This window comes from Streptomyces sp. ID05-26A (assembly GCF_033794685.1).
In the GTDB taxonomy this organism is placed as follows: domain Bacteria; phylum Actinomycetota; class Actinomycetes; order Mycobacteriales; family Pseudonocardiaceae; genus Lentzea.
The window spans coordinates 1643124-1663531 of sequence record NZ_JARAYZ010000001.1 but is presented as its reverse complement, the minus strand read 5'-3'; the positions used below and the strand labels follow the sequence as shown (position 1 = coordinate 1663531).

General features: G+C 67.6%; 18 protein-coding genes. 17 read left to right on the top strand and 1 reads right to left on the bottom strand.

Translation table 11 applies throughout. The annotated features are described in order from the left end of the window. Positions 1-3: 3 nt before the first annotated feature. The 17 genes from PV646_RS08115 to PV646_RS08035 all read left to right on the top strand — a co-directional run bounded on the left by PV646_RS08115 (position 4) and on the right by PV646_RS08035 (position 19358). A complete protein-coding gene (locus PV646_RS08115) occupies positions 4-720 on the top strand; it encodes a demethylmenaquinone methyltransferase (protein WP_500340819.1) in 717 nt (238 codons plus the stop codon). Positions 721-1202: 482 nt separating this feature from the next. After that, on the top strand, positions 1203-2468 hold the full coding sequence (locus tag PV646_RS08110) for a geranylgeranyl reductase family protein (RefSeq protein WP_500340818.1): 1266 nt from the start codon (positions 1203-1205) through the stop codon (positions 2466-2468). A 268-nt stretch (positions 2469-2736) separates the two neighbouring features. After that, positions 2737-3099, top strand: a complete 363-nt coding sequence (locus PV646_RS08105) for an NADH-quinone oxidoreductase subunit A (protein ID WP_500342326.1) — start codon at positions 2737-2739, stop codon at positions 3097-3099. Positions 3100-3106: 7 nt separating this feature from the next. After that, complete coding sequence (locus PV646_RS08100; protein ID WP_500340817.1) at positions 3107-3658, top strand: NuoB/complex I 20 kDa subunit family protein; 552 nt, start codon at positions 3107-3109, stop codon at positions 3656-3658. Between the two features lie 89 nt (positions 3659-3747). Then, entirely contained in the window at positions 3748-4404 is a 657-nt protein-coding gene (locus PV646_RS08095) for an NADH-quinone oxidoreductase subunit C (protein ID WP_500342325.1), read from the top strand. Continuing rightward, positions 4401-5798 carry an NADH-quinone oxidoreductase subunit D gene (locus tag PV646_RS08090; protein ID WP_500340816.1) on the top strand — a complete coding sequence of 466 codons (1398 nt, stop codon included), beginning with the start codon at positions 4401-4403 and terminating at the stop codon, positions 5796-5798. Before PV646_RS08095 ends, PV646_RS08090 begins: the two co-directional genes overlap by 4 nt. Further along, a complete protein-coding gene (gene nuoE, locus PV646_RS08085) occupies positions 5795-6511 on the top strand; it encodes an NADH-quinone oxidoreductase subunit NuoE (RefSeq protein WP_500340815.1) in 717 nt (238 codons plus the stop codon). The genes PV646_RS08090 and nuoE overlap by 4 nt, the downstream gene beginning before the upstream one ends. A 10-nt stretch (positions 6512-6521) precedes the next feature. Further along, on the top strand, positions 6522-7802 hold the full coding sequence (gene nuoF, locus PV646_RS08080) for an NADH-quinone oxidoreductase subunit NuoF (protein WP_500340814.1): 1281 nt from the start codon (positions 6522-6524) through the stop codon (positions 7800-7802). Then, positions 7799-10243, top strand: coding sequence for an NADH-quinone oxidoreductase subunit G (locus PV646_RS08075; protein WP_500340813.1), 2445 nt, complete (start codon positions 7799-7801; stop codon positions 10241-10243). Before nuoF ends, PV646_RS08075 begins: the two co-directional genes overlap by 4 nt. Continuing rightward, positions 10243-11565 carry an NADH-quinone oxidoreductase subunit NuoH gene (gene nuoH / locus PV646_RS08070; protein WP_500340812.1) on the top strand — a complete coding sequence of 441 codons (1323 nt, stop codon included), beginning with the start codon at positions 10243-10245 and terminating at the stop codon, positions 11563-11565. The genes PV646_RS08075 and nuoH overlap by 1 nt, the downstream gene beginning before the upstream one ends. 2 nt (positions 11566-11567) lie before the next feature. After that, positions 11568-12101, top strand: a complete 534-nt coding sequence (gene nuoI, locus PV646_RS08065) for an NADH-quinone oxidoreductase subunit NuoI (RefSeq protein WP_500340811.1) — start codon at positions 11568-11570, stop codon at positions 12099-12101. Then, on the top strand, positions 12098-12949 hold the full coding sequence (locus PV646_RS08060; protein WP_500340810.1) for an NADH-quinone oxidoreductase subunit J: 852 nt from the start codon (positions 12098-12100) through the stop codon (positions 12947-12949). The genes nuoI and PV646_RS08060 overlap by 4 nt, the downstream gene beginning before the upstream one ends. Continuing rightward, entirely contained in the window at positions 12946-13245 is a 300-nt protein-coding gene (nuoK, locus tag PV646_RS08055; RefSeq protein ID WP_030473209.1) for an NADH-quinone oxidoreductase subunit NuoK, read from the top strand. The genes PV646_RS08060 and nuoK overlap by 4 nt, the downstream gene beginning before the upstream one ends. Positions 13246-13255: 10 nt before the next feature. Further along, positions 13256-15193, top strand: coding sequence for an NADH-quinone oxidoreductase subunit L (gene nuoL / locus PV646_RS08050; protein ID WP_500340809.1), 1938 nt, complete (start codon positions 13256-13258; stop codon positions 15191-15193). Beyond that, positions 15190-16758 carry an NADH-quinone oxidoreductase subunit M gene (locus PV646_RS08045; RefSeq protein ID WP_500340808.1) on the top strand — a complete coding sequence of 523 codons (1569 nt, stop codon included), beginning with the start codon at positions 15190-15192 and terminating at the stop codon, positions 16756-16758. Before nuoL ends, PV646_RS08045 begins: the two co-directional genes overlap by 4 nt. Before the next feature lies 1 nt (position 16759). After that, complete coding sequence (gene nuoN / locus PV646_RS08040; RefSeq protein ID WP_500340807.1) at positions 16760-18337, top strand: NADH-quinone oxidoreductase subunit NuoN; 1578 nt, start codon at positions 16760-16762, stop codon at positions 18335-18337. A 19-nt stretch (positions 18338-18356) separates the two neighbouring features. Continuing rightward, on the top strand, positions 18357-19358 hold the full coding sequence (locus PV646_RS08035) for a polyprenyl synthetase family protein (protein ID WP_500340806.1): 1002 nt from the start codon (positions 18357-18359) through the stop codon (positions 19356-19358). A 3-nt stretch (positions 19359-19361) separates the two neighbouring features. Here the strand turns inward: PV646_RS08035 and rarD are convergent, their stop codons facing one another. Then, on the bottom strand, positions 19362-20189 hold the full coding sequence (gene rarD, locus PV646_RS08030; protein WP_500340805.1) for an EamA family transporter RarD: 828 nt from the start codon (positions 20187-20189) through the stop codon (positions 19362-19364). Positions 20190-20408 lie beyond the last annotated feature (219 nt).

The window sequence follows — 20408 nt, the reverse complement described above, 5'->3', positions numbered from 1 at the left end:
GACATGTCGCGAGCCGGCCTGGACAAGAACCCCCGCGAGGTAGCCGAGATGTTCGACGGCGTGGCCAAGGGCTACGACCGCACGAACTCGGTCATGACGCTGGGCTTCGACCGCCGCTGGCGGGAGTGGAGCAGGCGAGTCCTCGACGCGCGCCCCGGTGAGAAGGTCCTGGACCTCGCCGCGGGCACCGCGGTCTCCACCGTCGAGTACGCCGCGTCAGGTGCCTGGTGCGTGGCAGCCGACTTCTCCGTGGGCATGCTCGCCTCAGGAGCCCACCGCAGAGTCCCCAAGGTCGCGGCAGACGCCCTGCGCCTCCCCTTCAGGGACAACTCGTTCGACGCCGTGACGGTGTCCTTCGGCATCCGGAACTTCAACGACACCGTCGTGGCCCTCCGCGAGATGGCGCGCGTCACCAAACCAGGTGGCCGCATGGTCATCTGCGAGGTCTCCACGCCGGTCTTCAAGCCGTTCCGCTTCGTCTACATGCGCTACCTCCTGAAGCTCCTCCCGCTGATCGCGAAGTTCGTGTCGAGCAACCCCGCCGCGTACTCCTACCTGTCCGAATCCATGGCCAGCTGGCCGGACCAGCGCACGCTCGGCGAGCTCATCTCGCAGGCGGGCTGGGAGGACGTGGCCTGGTTCAACCTGACCGGCGGCATGGTCGCGCTGCACCGCGCGACGAAGCCGAAGCCGAAGGCGGACGAGCCCGCCGAGGCGTGAGAACACCCAGCGCCGACGGCACTCGCGAACGCAAGGCCGCGGCTCGGCGCGCGGTGCCAACCGGACAGCCACAAACGCAGGCCAGCCACCTACGGGCCTGGCGTGGCGATGCGCAGCGAGCCGTGTGAACCTCGTGCTCTGGGTAGCGATACACCCCGCTCTTGGCGATTGGGGCTTTACCTTGAGTGGGCGGGATGCCACCTTCTCGGGCACGGCCGGGCGCTTTTCAGCCCGGCCTTTTCCGGCCGTCATGCATCCCGCCAGAGGCTCGAGGTCAAGCCCCAATCGCCAGCCCTTGATACGTCTGGACCTGCGGGACCACCCTCGCAAGGCGACCGACCCAACCGAACGCGACCAACCCCGCTGGAACGCGACGAACGAACTCAAGCCGACCCGCGCGACCCCAGACCCCCCGGAACCCTCAGCAATCTCCGGTTAGAGTCGCCAGCAGAAGCTGTGACCGGTACACGCAGGGAGTCTGGATGAGCAGGCGCGGGATCAACGAGGACGCCGACGTCATCGTCGTGGGCGCGGGACCGGCGGGTTCCACCGCCGCCACCTACCTCGCCAGGGCGGGCCTCGACGTCCTCCTCCTGGAGAAGAGCACCTTCCCGCGGGAGAAGGTCTGCGGCGACGGCCTCACCCCGCGAGGTGTCAAGCAACTCATCGACCTGGGCATCGACACCCGCGAGAGCAACGGCTGGCTCCACAACAAGGGTCTCCGCGTGGTCGGTGGCGGCGTGACGATGGAACTGGACTGGCCGGATCTGGCCACCTTCCCGAACTACGGCGTGGTCCGTCCTCGCATGGACTTCGACGAGATGCTCGCGAACGCCGCGAAGGCCGCCGGTGCGCGCATGCACGAGCACACCACCGTCACCAAGGCGATCGTCGAGAACGGCCGTGTGGTGGGCGTGGAGGCCAAGCAGGGACCGGAAAAGAACCCGGTCACCTACAAAGCCCCCATCGTCGTCGGTTGTGACGGTGTGTCAGCGCGGCTGGCCCTCAGCATCGGGCTGCAGAAGGACGACGACAAGCCCATGGGCGTCGCGGTCCGCCGGTACTACAACAGCCCGCGCACCAAGGACGACTACCTCGAAAGCCACCTCGAACTCTGGGCGCCGGACGGGCAGTTGCTGCCCGGTTACGGCTGGATCTTCGGCATGGGCGACGGCAGCGTGAACGTCGGCCTGGGCATTCTCAGCACGTCCAAGGCCTACGGGACGACGGACTACCGTCAGCTCCTCCGCAGCTGGCTCGACGGGACGCCGGAGGAGTGGGGCTTCCGCGAGGAGAACGCGACCAGCCGGATCGGCGGTGCGGCGTTGCCCATGGGTCTCAACCGCAAGCCGCACTACCGCGCGGGGATGGTGCTCGTCGGGGACGCCGGCGGCATGGTCAACCCCTTCAACGGCGAGGGCATCGGCTACGCCATGGAGTCGGCCAAGATCGCGTCCGAATCCATCGTCCAAGCGCTTGCGCGGACGGGCGTCAACCGTGAACGTGCGCTGCACGGCTACCCGGTCCGCATCGAAGAGGCCCTCGGCAGTTACTACCGGCTCGGGAACGTCTTCTCGAAGCTCATCGGTAATCCGGCGATCATGCGGACCGCAACGAAGTACGGAATGCCGCGGAAACGCCTGATGAAACTGGTGCTCAAGCTGCTTGCGGGCCTCTACGACCCCAAGGACGGCGACTCAATGGACAAGCTGATCGTGGCCGCCACGAAGCTCGCTCCCAGCGCGTAAATTACTCCGAATAGGTGACGGCACCGGCTCAATACGAGCCGGTGCCGTTTCGCATGTGTCAGCCAAGTTAAACCCCCAGGTCAGACCCTGTGATCTAGGTCATTTACAGGCGTTCTACACTGGCGAGCGACCTTGTGAATCACTTCACAACAGTGTGCACAAGCTTGTGAACTGTTTCACAAGCGTTTGTTAGGGTCGCCTAACAAATAGGTCGCAGAACAACACCCTTAGGGTGCGGTCGACCGCGAGGAAAGGACGACGGAGCGTGCTGGACCCTTACCTCCCCCTCGTATTGATGTTCGCGCTCGCCGGGGCGTTCGCACTGTTCTCGGTGACCGCAGCGCCGTACATCGGACCCCGCCGCTACAACAAGGCGAAGCTCGACGCGTACGAGTGCGGCATCGAGCCGAGCCCGCAGCCGGTGGTGGGTGGTGGGCGCATGCCCGTCGCGTACTACCTGACGGCGATGCTGTTCATCTTGTTCGACATCGAAATGGTCTTCCTCTACCCGTTCGCCGTAGCGGCCGACAAGCTCGGCCTGTTCGGGCTGGTGGAGATCGTCCTGTTCGTCGCCACGGTCGGCTTCGCGTACGTCTACGTGTGGCGTCGCGGCGGCCTCGACTGGAACTGAGGAAGTCATGGGTCTCGAGGAGAAGCTCCCGAACGGCATCCTGCTGGTCAGCGTCGAGAAGCTGGTCAACTGGACCCGCAAGTCCTCGCTCTGGCCTGCCACCTTCGGCCTGGCCTGCTGCGCCATCGAGATGATGACGACGGGTGCGCCGCGGTACGACCTGGCCCGCTTCGGCATGGAGGTCTTCCGCGCCTCACCGCGCCAGGCGGACCTGATGATCGTGGCCGGCCGCGTCACCAACAAGATGGCGCCGGTGCTGCGGCAGATCTACGACCAGATGCCCGAGCCGCGCTGGGTGCTGGCCATGGGCGTGTGCGCCAGCAGTGGCGGCATGTTCAACAACTACGCGGTGGTGCAGGGCGTCGACCACGTCGTGCCGGTCGACATGTACCTGCCGGGCTGCCCGCCCAGGCCGGAGATGCTCATCGACGCGATCCTCAAGATCCACGCCAAGATCATGGACGAGCCGCTCAACGCCGTGCGCGCCAAGGCGCTCGCCGACTCGGGCTACCGCACCGATCTCATCCCGTCGTCCGAGCGTTTTGCGAGGAAGAAGTGACCGAGCCAGGGGGAGAGCACTCCAGCGTCAACCGCGCGGGAGAGGACCTCGAGAAGACCAACCCGACAGACGCCAAGGCCAAGGCGCCGATCCACGCGGGCAAGGAGCGCCAGGGTCTGTTCGGCGTCACCGGCTCCGGTGACACGTCCGGCTTCGGTGGCCTGCGCCTGCCCGCCCACGTGGCTGCTCCGGCCGAGCGCCCGTTCGGTGGCTGGTTCGACGAGGTCGCGGACGAGCTGTTCGCCGCCATCGGCGACAAGGACCTGCCCGCCGACACGGTGCAGCAGGTGACGGTCGACCGCGGCGAGATCACCTTCTACCTCAGGCCGGAGACGCTGCTGGAGGTCGCGCGGATCTTCCGCGACACCCCGTCGCTGCGCTTCGAGCTCTGCAGCTCGGTGTCCGGTGTCGACTACGGCGCCGACGTGCCGCAGCGCCTGCACTCGGTCACGCACCTCACGTCGATGACGTACCGCCGCCGCGTGCGGCTGGAAGTCGCCGTCGACGTCGAGCACCCGCACGTGCCGAGCCTCGTCGAGGTCTACCCGACGGCGGACTGGCAGGAGCGCGAGACCTGGGACATGTTCGGGATCATCTACGACGGTCACCCCGGACTGACCCGCATCCTCATGCCGGACGACTGGGACGGCCACCCTCAGCGCAAGGACTACCCGCTGGGCGGCATTCCGGTCGAGTACAAGGGCGCGGAGATTCCTCCGCCGGACCAGAGGCGGTCGTACTCATGACCGAGCGGCTTTCGGACGTCACCACCGGGACGAACACCAGCGCGACCGGTAGCGACAGCACGGACGACGTCACCACGCGCACCGAGACCCCCGAGGTCGCGGACTCCCGCAAGACCACCGAGGGCACCGTCTACACGGTGACCGGCGGCGACTGGGACGAGGTGCTCGCGGACGCGGTGCACGACGAGCGCATCGTCATGAACCTCGGCCCGCAGCACCCCTCGACCCACGGCGTGCTCCGCCTGGTCCTGGAGCTCGAGGGCGAGACGGTCACCCACGCCCGCAGCGTGATCGGCTACCTGCACACCGGCATCGAGAAGAACCTCGAGTACCGGAACTGGGTGCAGGGCGTCACGTTCATCACGCGCACCGACTACCTGGCGCCGCTGCACCACGAAGCGGCGTACTGCATGAGCGTCGAGAAGCTGCTCGGCATCAAGGTGCCGGACAAGGCCGAGGCGATCCGCGTCCTCCTGATGGAGCTCAACCGGATCAGCTCGCACCTCGTCGCACTCGCCACCGGCGGCATGGAGCTCGGCGCCCTCACCGGCATGACCTCCGGCTTCCGCGAGCGCGAGGAGGCCCTGCACCTGCTGGAGCACCTCACCGGTCTCCGGATGAACCACGCGTTCATCCGTCCCGGCGGTCTCGCGCAGGACCTGCCGGACGACGCGGTCGAGAAGATCACCGCGTTCGTCAAGGTCATGGAAAAGCGGCTGCCGGACTACGACAAGCTGCTCACCGGCCAGCCGATCTGGCGCAACCGCCTCGCGGGAGTGGGCTACCTGCCCGTCGACGCGTGCCTCGCGCTCGGCATCACCGGCCCGATCCTGCGCTCCGCCGGCCTCGCCTGGGACCTGCGCAAGATCGAGCCGTACAGCGGCTACGAGAACTACCAGTTCGACGTGCCCACCTCGAACGCGGCGGACTGCTTCGCGCGGTACCTGCTGCGGCTCGAGGAGATGCACCAGTCGCTGCGGATCATCAAGCAGGTCGTGAAGAGCCTGCCGACCGGTCCGGTCATGGTCGAGGACGCCAAGATCGCGTGGCCGGCGCAGCTCACGATCGGCAGCGACGGCATGGGCAACTCGCTCGAGCACGTCCGCAAGATCATGGGCCAGTCCATGGAGTCCCTCATCCACCACTTCAAGCTGGTGACCGAGGGCTTCAAGGTTCCGGCGGGCCAGGTCTACGTGCCGGTCGAGTCACCGCGCGGCGAGCTGGGCTACCACGTCGTCTCCGACGGTGGCACCAGGCCGATGCGCGTGCACCTGCGCGAACCGAGTTTCGTGAACCTCCAGTCGATGCCCGCGATGTGCGAGGGCGGCATGGTCGCCGACGTCATCGCGTCCGTCGCCTCGATCGACCCGGTGATGGGTGGGTGTGACCGATGACCCAGGCTCCAGAACAGACCTTCGACCAGTCCACTGTGGACCGCGCGCAGGCGATCATCGCCCGCTACCCGCAGGCCCGCAGTGCGCTGCTGCCGATGCTGCACCTCGTGCAGTCGGTCGAGGGCTACGTCTCCCAGGAGGGCATCCGGTTCTGCGCCGGACAGCTCGACCTGGCCGAGGCCGAGGTCAGCGCCGTCGCGACCTTCTACACGATGTACAAGCGCAAGCCGTGCGGCGAGCACCTCGTCAGCGTGTGCACGAACACGCTGTGCGCGGCGCTCGGTGGCGACGCGATCTACAAGACCCTCAAGGACCACCTCGGTGTGGGCCACGAGGAGACCGCGGGCGAGCCGGGCACGCCGGGTTCGATCACGCTGGAGCACGCCGAGTGCCTCGCCGCGTGCGACCTCGGCCCGGTGCTCCAGGTCAACTACGAGTTCTACGACAACCAGGACGAGAACAAGGCCCTGGGACTCGTGAAGGCGTTGCAGTCGGGGGAGAAGCCCGCCCCGACGCGCGGTGCCCCGCTCACCGACTTCAAGCAGGCCGAGCTCCAGCTCGCCGGGTTCTTCGAGGGTCGCGACGCCGACCTCGACGGCCCGTCGGCGGCGCCGGAGACGCTGGCCGGTGCGCAGATCGCCCAGGAACGCGGCTGGGACGCGCCGGCCATGCCGGCCAACGCCGAGTTCCCCGCCCTGCCGGAAAAGAAGTAGGGGATCACCAATGGTCGACCCGCTGACTCCCGTTCTCACCAAGCGCTGGACCGAGCCCAGGTCCTGGACGATCGAGACCTACGAGCGCACCGGTGGTTACACCGCCCTGCCCAAGGCGCTCAAGGCCCACCCGGACCAGCTCATCCAGCAGTGCAAGGACTCCGGACTGCGCGGCCGTGGCGGCGCGGGGTTCCCCACCGGCATGAAGTGGGGCTTCATCCCGCAGGGCGACGGCAAGCCGCACTACCTCGTCATCAACGCCGACGAGGGCGAGCCGGGCACCTGCAAGGACATCCCCACGATGATGGCGGACCCGCACTCGCTGATCGAGGGCGTGATCATCACGTCGTTCGCCATCCGCGCGAACTTCGCGGCGATCTACGTCCGCGGTGAGGTCCTGCACTGCATCCGCCGCCTCAACGCGGCGGTGCGCGAGGCGTACGCCAAGGGCTACCTGGGCAAGAACATCCTCGGCAGCGGGTTCGACCTCGACGTCGTGATCCACGCCGGCGCCGGCGCGTACATCTGCGGCGAGGAGACCGCGCTGCTCGACTCGCTGGAGGGCCGTCGTGGCCAGCCGCGACTCAAGCCGCCGTTCCCCGCGACCTCGGGCCTCTACGCGTCGCCCACCGTGGTGAACAACGTCGAGACCATCGCGTCGGTTCCCTTCATCGTCAACGGTGGCGCGGACTGGTTCCGCGAGATGGGTCGCGACCGGTCGCCCGGTCCGAAGATCTACTCGCTGTCCGGCCACGTCACGCGGCCCGGCCAGTACGAGGCGCCGATGGGCACCACGCTCCGGCAGCTCCTCGACATGGCCGGCGGCATGAAGGACGGCATCCCGATCAAGTTCTGGACGCCGGGTGGCTCGTCCACCCCGCTGTTCACCGCGGAGCACCTCGACGTGCCGCTGGACTTCGAGGGTGCCGCCGAGGCCGGTTCGATGCTGGGCACCACCGCCCTGCAGATCTTCAACGAGACCGTGTCCGTGCCGTGGGCCGTCATGAAGTGGACGGAGTTCTACAAGCACGAGTCGTGCGGCAAGTGCACGCCGTGCCGCGAGGGCACGTACTGGCTCGTGCAGATCCTGCAGCGGATGGTGGCGGGCAACGGCACGGCGAGCGACATCGACACGTTGCTCGACGTCTGCGACAACATCCTCGGCCGCTCGTTCTGCGCGCTGGGTGACGGTGCGGTCAGCCCGATCACCAGTGGCATCAAGTACTTCAAGGACGAGTTCCTCGCGTTGTGCGACAAGAACTCCAAGGTCCTGGCTGGAGCGAACGCATGACCATCGCGCCTGACAAGCCCATCGCAGCCGAGGTTGTCGTACCGGAAGGTCACGTCAAGCTCGTCATCGATGGCGAAACGGTCATCGCGCCCAAGGGTGAGCTGCTGATCCGCACGGCCGAGCGCCTCGGCACGGTCATCCCGCGCTTCTGCGACCACCCGCTGCTGGAGCCCGCGGGCGCCTGCCGCCAGTGCCTCGTCGAGGTCGAGATGGGCGGCCGGCCGATGCCGAAGCCGCAGGCCTCCTGCACGATGACGGTCGCGGACGGCATGGTCGTGAAGACCCAGCTGACCTCGCCGGTCGCGGACAAGGCCCAGCAGGGTGTGATGGAGCTGTTGCTCATCAACCACCCGCTGGACTGCCCGATCTGCGACAAGGGCGGTGAGTGCCCGCTGCAGAACCAGGCGATCGCCCACGGCCGCAGCGACTCCCGCTTCCACGAGCACAAGCGGACGTTCCCGAAGCCGATCAACATCTCCACGCAGGTGTTGCTCGACCGCGAGCGTTGTGTGCTCTGCCAGCGCTGCACGCGGTTCTCCGCGCAGATCGCCGGCGACCCGTTCATCGAACTGCTGGAGCGTGGCTCGCAGCAGCAGATCGGTGTGGCGCAGGACAAGCCGTTCCAGTCGTACTTCTCCGGCAACACCATCCAGATCTGCCCGGTCGGCGCACTCACGTCGGCGGCCTACCGCTTCCGCGCCCGACCGTTCGACCTCGTGTCGACGCCGAGCGTCTGCGAGCACTGCTCCTCCGGTTGTGCCGAGCGCACCGACTGGCGGCGCGGCAAGGTGCAGCGCAAGCTCGCCGGCGACGACCCGCAGGTCAACGAGGAGTGGATCTGCGACAAGGGCCGGTTCGCCTTCCGCTACGCCACGACCGGGGACCGCATCAAGCGGCCTCTGGTCCGTGACAAGGAGAGCGGCGAGCTGCGCGAGTCGTCCTGGACCGAGGCCCTGCAGGTCGCGGCCGCAGGTCTGACGGCGGCTCGTGAAGCGAACGGCGTCGGTGTCCTCACCGGTGGCCGGCTGACCGTCGAGGACGCCTACGCGTACTCGAAGTTCGCCCGCATCGCGTTGCACACCAACGACATCGACTTCCGCGCCCGGCCGCACAGCGCCGAGGAGCTGGAGTTCCTGTCCGGCACCACGGTGTTCACGAACCCGGACAACGGCGTCACCTTCCAGGGCATCGAGAAGTCACCGGCCGCGTTGCTGGTCGCGTTCGAGCCCGAGGAAGAGGCGCCGATCGTCTTCCTGCGCCTGCGCAAGGCGGCCCGCAAGGGCACGAAGGTCTTCCACCTCGGCCAGTTCACGACCCCGGCCGTGGAGAAGACGTTGGGCACGCTGCTCGCCTGCGTGCCCGGTGCCGAGGCGAACGCCATCAACGCGTTGCCGGAGCACGCTTCCGACGTCGTCGAGCTGCTGAGCAAGCCCGGTGCGGTGATCCTGGTCGGCGAACGTGCCGCCGTGATCCCCGGCGCGTTCACCGCGGTCGCCCGGCTGGCCGAGCGCACGGGTGCCCAGGTCGCGTGGATTCCCCGCCGTGCCGGTGAGCGCGGCGCGCTCGCGGTCGGTGCCACGCCGAACCTGCTGCCCGGCGGTCGCCACGTCGCGAACGCCGCCGCGCGCACCGAGGTCGAGCGCACCTGGGGCGTCGAGGAGGGCTCGCTGCCCGCGACGCCCGGCCGCGACACCACGGGCATCCTCGAGGCCGCCGCGAACGGTGAGCTGTCCGGCCTGGTGGTCGGCGGCGTCGACCCGTTCGACCTGCCCGACCCGCGGCTCGCGGAGAAGGCGCTGGCGGGGGCCGGTTTCATCGTGAGCCTGGAGCTGCGTCCGAGCGCGGTCACCGCGTACGCCGACGTCGTGCTCCCGATCGCCCCGGCGGTCGAGAAGGCCGGCAGCTACCTCAACTGGGAGGGCCGCCGCCGCGAGTTCGGCACCACGCTCGAGGGCACCGGCTCGCTGCCGGACTGCCGCGTGCTCGACACCCTCGCGGTGGAGATGGACGCGGACCTGTTCACGCAGACGCCCGCCGCCTCGGCCGCCGACCTGGCCCGCCTCGGTGAAGGCACGCCGAGCGGTTCGTCGCTCAACGTCGCCGCGCCGCTGGTGTCCCCGGCCGGTGCCGGCAAGGCCGTGCTCGCCACCTGGCACCGCCTGATCGGCAACGGCTCGCTGCAGGTCGACGAGCCGAACCTCGCCGGGACGGCCCGCCCGGTCGTCGCGAAGATCGCGGAGACCACCGCGCAGCAGTTCGGCCTGACCTCCGGCGGGTCCGTCACGGTCTCCACCGACCGCGGCGCGATCACGCTCCCGGTCGAGACCGACGACCTGCCCGAGGGCGTCATCTGGCTGCCCACCAACTCGGGTGACGTGACCGTGCGTCGCACGCTCGGCGCGGACCACGGTTCGATCGTCTCCGTCAGTGGGGTGAAGTAATGACCCAGCACATCTACGCGGCTGAGATCGGCGAGACCGCGAAGCTGCTCGCGGACGACCCGTTCTGGCTGATCCTGATCAAGGTCGTCGCGATCTTCGCGTTCCTCGTGGTCATGACTCTGTTCATGATCAACTGGGAGCGCAAGGTCGTGGGGCGGATGCAGCAGCGTCCCGGCCCCAACCGCGTGGGCCCGAACGGCTGGTTGCAGTCGCTCGCGGACGGTCTGAAGCTCGCGTTCAAGGAGGACATCCGCCCGGTCCTCGCGGACAAGTGGGTCTTCTTCCTCGCGCCGGTGATCTCGTGCATCCCCGCGTTCCTCGCGTTCTCGGTGATCCCGCTCGCGGGTGAGGTCAACCTGTTCGGAGAGCAGACCGCGCTGCAGCTCGTCGACCTCCCGGTCGGCGTGCTGGTGGTGCTCGCCTGCTCCTCGATCGGCGTCTACGGCATCGTGCTGTCCGGCTGGGCCTCCGGCTCGCCCTACCCGCTGCTCAGCTCGCTGCGCGCTGCGGCACAGGTGATCTCCTACGAGATCGCGATGGGCCTGTCGATCGTCGCGGTGATCATGTTCACCGGCTCGATGTCGACCGGTGACATCGTCGGCGCCCAGGCGAGCACCGTGCTCGGGTTCGCGCCCGGCTGGTTCGGTCTCCTGCTCTTCCCCAGCTTCGCGATCTACGTCGTGTCGATGGTCGGCGAGACCAACCGCGCCCCGTTCGACCTCCCCGAGGCCGAGTCGGAGCTCGTCGGTGGTTTCCACACGGAGTACAGCTCCCTGAAGTTCGCGCTGTTCTTCCTCGCCGAGTACGTGAACATGGTGACCGTCTCGGCGCTCGCGACCACGCTCTTCCTCGGCGGCTACCACGCCCCGTGGAGCGGCGAGTTCATGAACACCGGCTGGTGGGGCCTGCTCTGGTTCGTCGGCAAGACGCTGAGCTTCCTGTTCCTCTTCATCTGGCTGCGCGGCACGCTTCCTCGCCTGCGCTACGACCAGTTCATGAAGCTGGGCTGGAAGGTGCTGGTCCCGACCAGCCTCGTCTGGATCATGGCCGTCGCGGTCATCCGCACCGGCGCGATCCAGCAGCTCTCCACGGCGCAGCGGCTCATCGCACTGGGCGTGGTCGTCGGCCTCGTGCTGCTGGTCTCGTTCCTGCTGCCGGACAAGAAGGTCCAGGACACCAAGGGCGTTCCGCTCGCGGGCTCCGGCTTCCCCGTGCCGCCGCTCGACCTCGTCGTCCCCAAGTCAGCGCCCAAGCGCAAGGTCAAGGTCGCCAACATCCCCGCGGACAAGGCAGCCGTCACCACCGGTAAGGAGGCTGAGTAGGGATGTTCGAGTCCCTGAAAGGCTTCGGAGTCACCTTCGGCACCATGTTCAAGAAGGTGGTGACGGAGGAGTACCCCGAGGTCAAGAAGGTGACCGCGCCGCGGTTCCACGGCCGTCACCAGCTCAACCGGCACCCGGACGGGCTGGAGAAGTGCGTCGGCTGCGAGCTGTGCGCGTGGGCCTGCCCCGCGGACGCGATCTTCGTCGAAGGCGGCGACAACACCGACGAGGCACGCTTCTCGCCCGGTGAGCGCTTCGGTGCCGACTACCAGATCAACTACCTGCGCTGCATCGGCTGCGGTCTGTGCATCGAGGCCTGCCCGACCCGTTCGCTCACGATGACGAACGAGTACGAGCTGGCCGACGACAACCGTCAGGACCTGATCTTCACCAAGGAGGACCTGCTCGCCCCGCTGCTGCCCGGCATGGAGCAGCCGCCGCACCCGATGCGGCTGGGGAACAACGAGCAGGACTACTACGTGAACGGGCCGCAGCTGGAGAAGGCGGCCCAAGAGGGCAGGGGGGCCGAGAAGTGAGCCTTCTCGTCAGCTTCCTGGCCCAGCAGCCGGAACCCGTGCAGAAGGTGGTCGACACCGTCACCACGGGCGAGGCGATCACGTTCTGGATCCTCGGCCCGCTCGCGCTGGCCGGCGCGCTCGGCATGCTCTTCGCGCGCAACGCGGTGCACTCCGCGCTGTGGCTCGTCGTGACGATGCTCAGCCTCGGCGTGCTGTACATGGTCCAGCAGGCGCCGTTCCTCGGCTTCGTGCAGATCATCGTCTACACCGGCGCGATCATGATGCTGTTCCTGTTCGTGCTGATGATGGTCGGCAGGGACAGTTCGGACTCCGTCGTCGAGGTCATCCGCGGCCAGCGACTCGCGGCCGCGTTGCTCGGCATCGGGTTCGCCGTGCTGCTGGTCGGCTCCATCGGCCGCGCGCTGACCTCCGTCGAGCCCGCCGGTCTCGCCGAGGCGAACGCCACCAACGGTGGCAACGTCGGCAACATCGGCACGAAGCTCTTCACGGAGTACCTGTTCGCGTTCGAGCTCACGTCGGCCCTGCTGATCACCGCCGCCCTCGGCGCGATGATCCTGGCCTTCGTCGGCCGCGACGGGAAGCCCGCCAAGAAGACGCAGAAGGAACTCGTCGAAGAGCGCTTCCAGGACGGCAAGCGGGTCGGCTCGCTGCCCGGCCCCGGCGTCTTCGCCACCGCCAACTCGGTGGCCACCCCCGCACTGCTGCCCGACGGCACGGTCGCGGAGGAGTCTCTGTTCGACGTCATCGAGGCGACCGACAGGTCCACGCTCTCGGACGACGTCGCCGAGGTGGCCGGCACCGCGCACGAGCCCGACGCGCACGCGCTCAAGGGAAGTGAGTCGTGACTCCCACCTACTACCTGCTGCTGTCGGCACTGCTGTTCAGCATCGGCGCCGTCGGCGTCCTGGTGCGCCGCAACGCCATCGTGGTCTTCATGTGCGTCGAGCTCATGCTCAACGCGGTCAACCTGAGCCTCGTGACGTTCGCGCGCATCAACGGCTCGCTCGACGGTCAGGTGATGGCGTTCTTCGTGATGGTCGTCGCCGCGGCGGAGGTCGTCGTCGGCCTCGCGATCATCATGTCTATCTTCCGGACGCGTCGCTCGGCCTCGGTCGACGACTCGAACCTGCTGAAGTACTGAGGGGTCACCGGTGACGGAACCTGTTGTCGCCAGCGGGGTCGCGAGCTTCGCCTGGTTGTTGCTCGCGCTGCCCGCGTTCGGTGCGGCGGTGCTGTTGGTCAGTGGCAGGCGTGCTGACAAGTGGGGCCACCTGCTCGGCAGCGCCACGCTGCTGGCGTCGTTCGGCTACGCGCTCGCGCTGTTCTTCACGACCCTCGGTGTCTCGAACCCCGAGGAACGCGTCCAGAACCTGAAGCTGTGGGACTGGATCGACGTCAACGCCCTGACCGTCGAGTTCGGACTGCGGATCGACCCGCTGTCGCTCACGTTCGTGCTGCTGATCACCGGTGTGGGCTCGCTGATCCACATCTACTCGATCGGCTACATGGCGCACGAGGAAGGCAGGCGGAAGTTCTTCGCCTACCTCAACCTCTTCGTCTCGGCGATGCTCCTGCTGGTGCTGGGCAACGGTTTCGTGACCCTGTACTTCGGCTGGGAGGGCGTCGGTCTCGCCTCGTACCTGCTGATCGGCTGGTACCAGTACAAGCCGGAAGCGGCATCGGCGGCCAAGAAGGCCTTCCTGATGAACCGCGTCGGCGACCTGGGCCTCGCGATCGCGATCTTCCTGATGTTCAACAGGCTCGGGACGACGCAGTACACCGAGGTCTTCAGCCGCGTCAGCGAGTTCTCCTCGGCCGAGGTCCTCGCGATCACGCTGCTGCTGCTCCTGGGCGCCTGCGGCAAGTCGGGTCAGTTCCCGCTCCAGGCCTGGTTGCCGGACGCGATGGCCGGCCCGACCCCGGTGTCCGCCCTGATCCACGCGGCGACGATGGTCACCGCGGGCGTGTACCTCATCGCCCGCTCCAACCCGCTCTACAACCTGAGCGAGGACGGCCGCCTGGTCGTCATGATCATCGGTGCGGTCACGCTGCTGATCGGCTGCATCATCGGTTGCGCCTACGACGACTTCAAGAAGGTCCTGGCGTACTCGACGGTCTCGCAGATCGGCTACATGATCCTCGCGGTGGGCCTCGGCCCGATCGGCTACGCGCTGGGCATCATGCACCTGCTGACGCACGGCTTCTTCAAGGCCGGGCTCTTCCTCGGTGCCGGTTCGGTCATGCACGGCATGAACGACGAGGGCAACATCCGCCGCATGGGCGGGCTCGCGAAGTTCCTGCCGATCACGTTCGTCACCTGGACGCTCGGCTACCTCGCGCTGATCGGCATCCCGCCGTTCGCCGGCTACTTCTCGAAGGACGCCATCATCGCGGCGGCGTTCACCGGTGAGGGCTGGCGGCCGTGGGTCTTCGGTGGCGTCGCTCTGCTCGGTGCCGCGCTGACCGCGTTCTACATGACGCGCCTGCTGATCCTCGTCTTCCTGGGCAAGCCCCGCTGGAAGGAACTGAAGTCCGAGGACGGCCGCGAGTACCACCCGCACGAGTCCCCGCTCACGATGACCGTTCCGATGATCATCCTGGCGGTCGGCTCGATCGGTGGCGGCTGGTTCCTCTCCTCCGGCGGACGTCTCGCCGGGTGGCTCGAGCCCTCGCTGGGCGAGCTGAAGGAGGAGCACGGCGTGATCTCGCACGGCATGGTCGGGATCCTGACCGTCGTGCTCGCGCTCGTCGGCGCCGGACTCGCGTTCCTGCTCTTCGCCCGCGGCAAGCAGCCGGTCGAGCGGCCGGAGCGCGTGTCGTTCCCGGTGCGCGCGGCCCGTGCGGACCTCTACGGCAACGCACTGAACGAGGCACTCTTCGCGCGTCCGGGCACCTGGCTCACCCGCGCGCTGGTGTTCTTCGACCTGAAGGGCGTCGACGGTCTGGTCAACGGGACCGCGGCGCTGCTCGGCGGTAGCTCCGGCCGGTTGCGCAGGCTGCAGACCGGGTTCGTCCGCTCCTACGCACTGTCCATGCTGCTGGGCTCGATCTTCGTGCTCGGGGCGCTCCTGGTGGTGAGGTTCTCGTGACCTGGGTTCTGATCGCACTGCTGGTGGTGCCGCTGGTCGGCGCGCTGGTGGTGGCGTTCCTGCGCAAGGACGACAAGAAGGCCAAGCTCGTCGCGCTGGCGTTCTCGCTCGTCGAGCTCGTGCTCGCCGCCCTGCTGTGGTTCGCCTACGACCCGGACGGCGACCGCATCCAGCTCGCCTCGGGCGTGGACTGGATCCCGGCGTTCGGCGTGCGGCTGCAGTTCGGCATCGACGGCATCGCGCTGGTGATGATCGCGGTCATCGCGCTGCTGATCCCGCTGGTGATCGGTGCCGGCTGGACGGAGAAGCTGCCCGCCGGTCGTTCGCAGGGCGGTTACCTCTCGCTGATCCTGATCCAGGAGGCCGTGACGGTCGCGGTGTTCGCCGCCACCGACGTCTTCCTGTTCTACGTGCTCTTCGAAGTCATGCTGATCCCGATGTACTTCCTGATCGGCGGCTACGGCGGCGCGCGCAGGCAGTACGCGGCGGTCAAGTTCTTCCTGTACTCGTTCCTCGGCGGCCTGATCATGCTGGCCTCCGCCATCGGCGCGTACGCGATGGCGTCGGACGAGCTGGGCAAGGGCACGTTCGACTGGGCCACGCTGGTGAAGGTGGTCAGCGACGCCGACTCGACGACGCAGACCTGGCTGTTCCTCGGCTTCTTCCTGGCGTTCGCGATCAAGGCGCCGCTCGTGCCGTTCCACACCTGGCTGCCCGACGCGGCCGCCGAGGCGCCCATCGGCGTCACGGTGATCGTCGTCGGCATCCTGGACAAGGTCGGCACGTTCGGCATGCTGCGCTACCTGCTGCCGATGTTCCCGGAGGCGTCGAAGAACCTGGCGCCGTACGTCCTGGTGCTCGCCGTGGCCGGTGTCCTTTATGGATCGCTGCTCGCCACGGGACAGCGGGACATGAAGCGGTTCCTCGCCTACGTCTCGATCGCCCACTTCGGGTTCATCGCGCTCGGCATTTTCTCGTTCACGTCGCAGGCAGGCGTGGGCTCGGTGTCGTACATGCTCAACCACTCGATCTCGACCGGCATGCTGATCCTCGTGGTCGGCATGGTGATCGCGCGCGGTGGCTCGTCGCTGATCTCCGACTACGGCGGCATGTCGAAGGTGGCCCCGCTGCTCGCGGGCATGCTGCTGCTGTCGGGTCTCACCACGCTGTCGCTGCCGGGCACGAACTCGTTCGTCTCCGAGTTCCTCGTGCTGATCGGCTCGTTCCCGACCCGCCCGGTGTTCACGATCATCGCGACGGTCGGCATGGTGCTCGCGGCGCTCTACGTGCTGTGGCTCTACCAGCGGATCATGACCGGCCCGCTGCGCGGCGACGCGCTCATCGGGGCGGCAGCCGGTCCGGGAGCCGTGGGCGACCCGGAGAAGAAGACCACCATCGGAGACCTCGACAAGCGCGAGATCGCCGTGCTGGCACCGCTCGTTGTCATCGTGCTGGCCCTCGGGTTCTACCCGCAGCCGGTGCTCGACGTCATCACCCCGACTGTCGGGGCGACGCTGACCGAGGTCGGCGTGACCGACCCGGTCACCGTGCAGGAAGGCAAGTGACGTGAACCTTCTCGTCGCTCAGGCGCAGACGATCGAGGCGCCGGAGATCGATTACGGCGCCATCGCGCCGCTGCTGATCGTGCTCGGTGCCGCGTGCATCAGCGTGCTGCTGGAAGCGTTGCTGCCCAAGCACCAGCGGTGGGCGGTGCAGCTCGTCCTGACGCTCGTGTCGATGGTCGCCGCCGTCGGCACGCTGATCCTCTACGCGACGTCGGACCGTCCTGAGCAGGGCGTGGCGACGCTGGCGGGAGCGATCGCGGTCGACTCGCCGTCGCTCTTCCTGTGGGCCACGTTGCTGGTGCTGGGCTTCGGCTCGGTGCTGCTGATCGCCGACCGCTCGGTGGAGCCCGGTGGCGCGTTCGTGGCGCAGGCCGCGATCCGTCCCGGCACCGTGCAGGACCGCGCACAGGCGACGAAGACCGGCATGCAGACCGAGGTCTTCCCGCTCACGCTGTTCGCGCTCGGCGGCATGATGACGTTCGTCGCGGCGAACGACCTGCTGACGATGTTCATCGCGCTGGAAGTCCTGTCGCTGCCGCTGTACCTGCTGTGCGGCCTGGCTCGCCGCCGTCGCCTGCTCTCGCAGGAAGCGGCTGTGAAGTACTTCCTGCTCGGCGCTTTCGCCTCCGCGTTCTTCCTCTACGGCGTGGCCCTGCTGTACGGCTACGCCGGTTCGGTGAAGCTCTCGGCCATCGCGACTGCTGCCGGTGGCACGGACCGTTCCGACACGCTGCTGTTCGCGGGCTTCGGCCTGCTGGTGGTGGGCTTGCTGTTCAAGGCCGCCGTCGGTCCGTTCCACGCGTGGACCCCGGACGTGTACCAGGGCGCGCCGACGCCGGTGACGGCGTTCATGGCCGCGTGCACGAAGGTCGCCGCGTTCGGCGGCATCCTGCGCGTGCTCACGGTGGCGTTCGAGAACACGCAGTGGGAATGGCGTGGTGTGCTCTACGGCGTCGCGGTCGTCTCGATGGTGATCGGCGCGATCCTCGGCCTCACCCAGACCGACGTGAAGCGCATGATCGCGTACTCCTCGGTGGCGCACGCGGGCTTCCTGCTGATCGGCTCGATCGCCCTGACGCCGGAAGGCGACGCTCCGGGCGTGAGCGCGACCATGTTCTACCTGCTGGCGTACGGCTTCACCACGATCGCCGCGTTCGGCATCGTGTCGCTGGTCCGCAACTCGGACGGCGAGGCGACGCACCTGTCGCAGTGGGCGGGACTCGCGAAGCGGTCGCCGATCGTGGCGGCCACCTTCACGTTCCTGCTGCTGGCCCTGGCCGGCATCCCGCTGACGTCCGGCTTCATCGGCAAGTTCGTCGTGTTCAGCGCGGCGATCGACGCCGGTCTCACGCCGCTCGTGGTGATCGCTCTCGTGGCCTCGGCCGTGGCGGCGTTCTTCTACCTGCGGGTGATCGTGCTGATGTACTTCAGCGACCCGGCTCCGGACGGCCCGACCGTGACGGTGCCCGGCGCGTTCACCACGATCGCGATCACGTTGGGTGCCGTGGTGACGTTGGTGCTGGGTTTGTGGCCCACGTTCGTGCTCGATTGGGCGGGTACCGGCACCTTCCTCAGCTAGGTGTACGTAGTCTGCTGGTGTGACCAGTAGCGAGCATTTGGGACCGGGGTTCGCGTTGGTGGACCCCGTGCTCAGCGAGGTAGTCCAGGACGGCCTGGCCGAGGTGGAGCGCTGTCTGCACGATGTCGTGCAGAGCGAGTTCCACCCGGTCACGGAAACCTCGCTTCACCTTGTGGAGGCGGGCGGGAAGCGGATCCGCCCGCTCTTCACACTGCTCGCATCGCAGTTCGGCGCCGACTGGGACCGGGAGAAGGTCATCAAGGCGGCCACTGTGGTCGAGCTCACCCACCTCGCGACGCTCTACCACGACGACGTCATGGACGAGGCGACCATGCGGCGCGGAGCGGTCTCCGCGAACGTCAAGTGGGACAACAGCATCGCGATCCTGACGGGCGACTTCCTGTTCGCCCACGCGTCCCGGCTGACCGCCGACCTGGGGACGGACGCGGCCCGGATCATCGCGGAGACCTTCTCGGTCCTGGTGACCGGCCAGATGCGCGAGACCGTCGGCCCGCAGCCCGGCGAGGACGTGATCTCCCACTACCTCAGGGTGATCGAGGAGAAGACCGGCGTCCTGATCGCCACCGCGGCCAGGTTCGGTGGCATGTTCTCCGACGCGACCGACGACCAGACGGACGCGCTGCGCCGTTATGCCGAGGTCATCGGTGCCGCGTTCCAGATCTCGGACGACGTGATCGACATCGCGTCGCCGTCGATCGAGTCGGGCAAGACCCCCGGCACCGACCTGCGCGAGGGCGTGAAGACGCTGCCGATGCTCTACGCGCTGGCCGACCCGTCCGAGACCCGGCTCGCTGAACTGCTGGCGGGACCGATCACCGACGACGACCTGGTGGAGGAGGCACTGCTCCTGCTGCGCAAGTCGTCCGGCATGGACAAGGCCCGCGAGACGCTGGACGACTACGCGGACCGCGCCCGCACGGAGCTGGGCAAGCTGCCCGAGTGCGCCGCACGGGACGCTCTCGAAGAGCTCGCCACGTACGTCGTGGAGCGTTCTCGCTGAGTTTCAGCCGACCGGCGCGAGCTGCTGCTTGCGCCGGGACCTGAGCGCGTCGACCGTGAAGATCGCCAGGGCCAGCCAGACCAGGGCGAACCCGATCCACCTGCTGGCCGGCATCGGTTCGTGCACCACGAACACGCCCCAGGCGAACTGCAGCACCGGAGCGAGGTACTGCAGCATGCCCATCGTGATCAGCGGGATCCGTTGCGCGCCGGCCCCGAAGAGCACCAGCGGGATCGCCGTGACGATGCCGGTGCTCAGGATCAGCAACGTGTGACCGGTGCCCTCGGTGGTGAACGTGTTCGCACTGCCGAGCACGAACAGGTAGATCGCGGCGAACGGGACGATCACGGCGCTCTCGGCGGTGAGGCTGGTGATGGAGTCCAGCGGCACCTTCTTCTTGAGCAGGCCGTAGACGCCGAACGAGAAGCCGAGGACCAGCGAGATGATCGGCAGCCTGCCGTAGTCGACGGTGAGCACGATCACAGCGACGACGACCACGGCGATCGCTACGGTCTGCGGCAGCCGCACGCGTTCCTTCAGGAAGATCATCCCGAGCGCCACGCTCACCAGTGGCGTGATGAAGTAGCCGAGCGCCGACTCGACCACGTGGTGGCTGTTCACCGCGTAGATGTAGGTGCCCCAGTTGACCGTGATCAAGACGGCCGCTGCGGTAACGATCAGCCAGCCTTTTCCGGATAGTTCGAGGAAAGGTCGCCATCGTCGGAGGATCATGACGACGATTGCGAGCGTGACGAACGACCAGACGATCCGGTGCGCCAGCACCTCGATCGGCTGGGCGGGTACGAGGAGTGGCCAGTACGCCGGGAACAAGCCCCAAAGGACGTAGGCGAGTGCGCCGTAGGTGATCCCTCGCCTCTGGGTGTGAACTTCTGGCGAAGTGATGGCCGAGGTTGTCAGAGGGGGCACAAAATCCCACTCTACGCTGGGCTTTCCACCCGTTATTTGCGCTGAACGGCGTAGTGACGGAGCATCATCAAAGGCACTGTAGTTTGGCCATGCTCACCCTTCCGAGTGAGTGGGGTCGGAGTG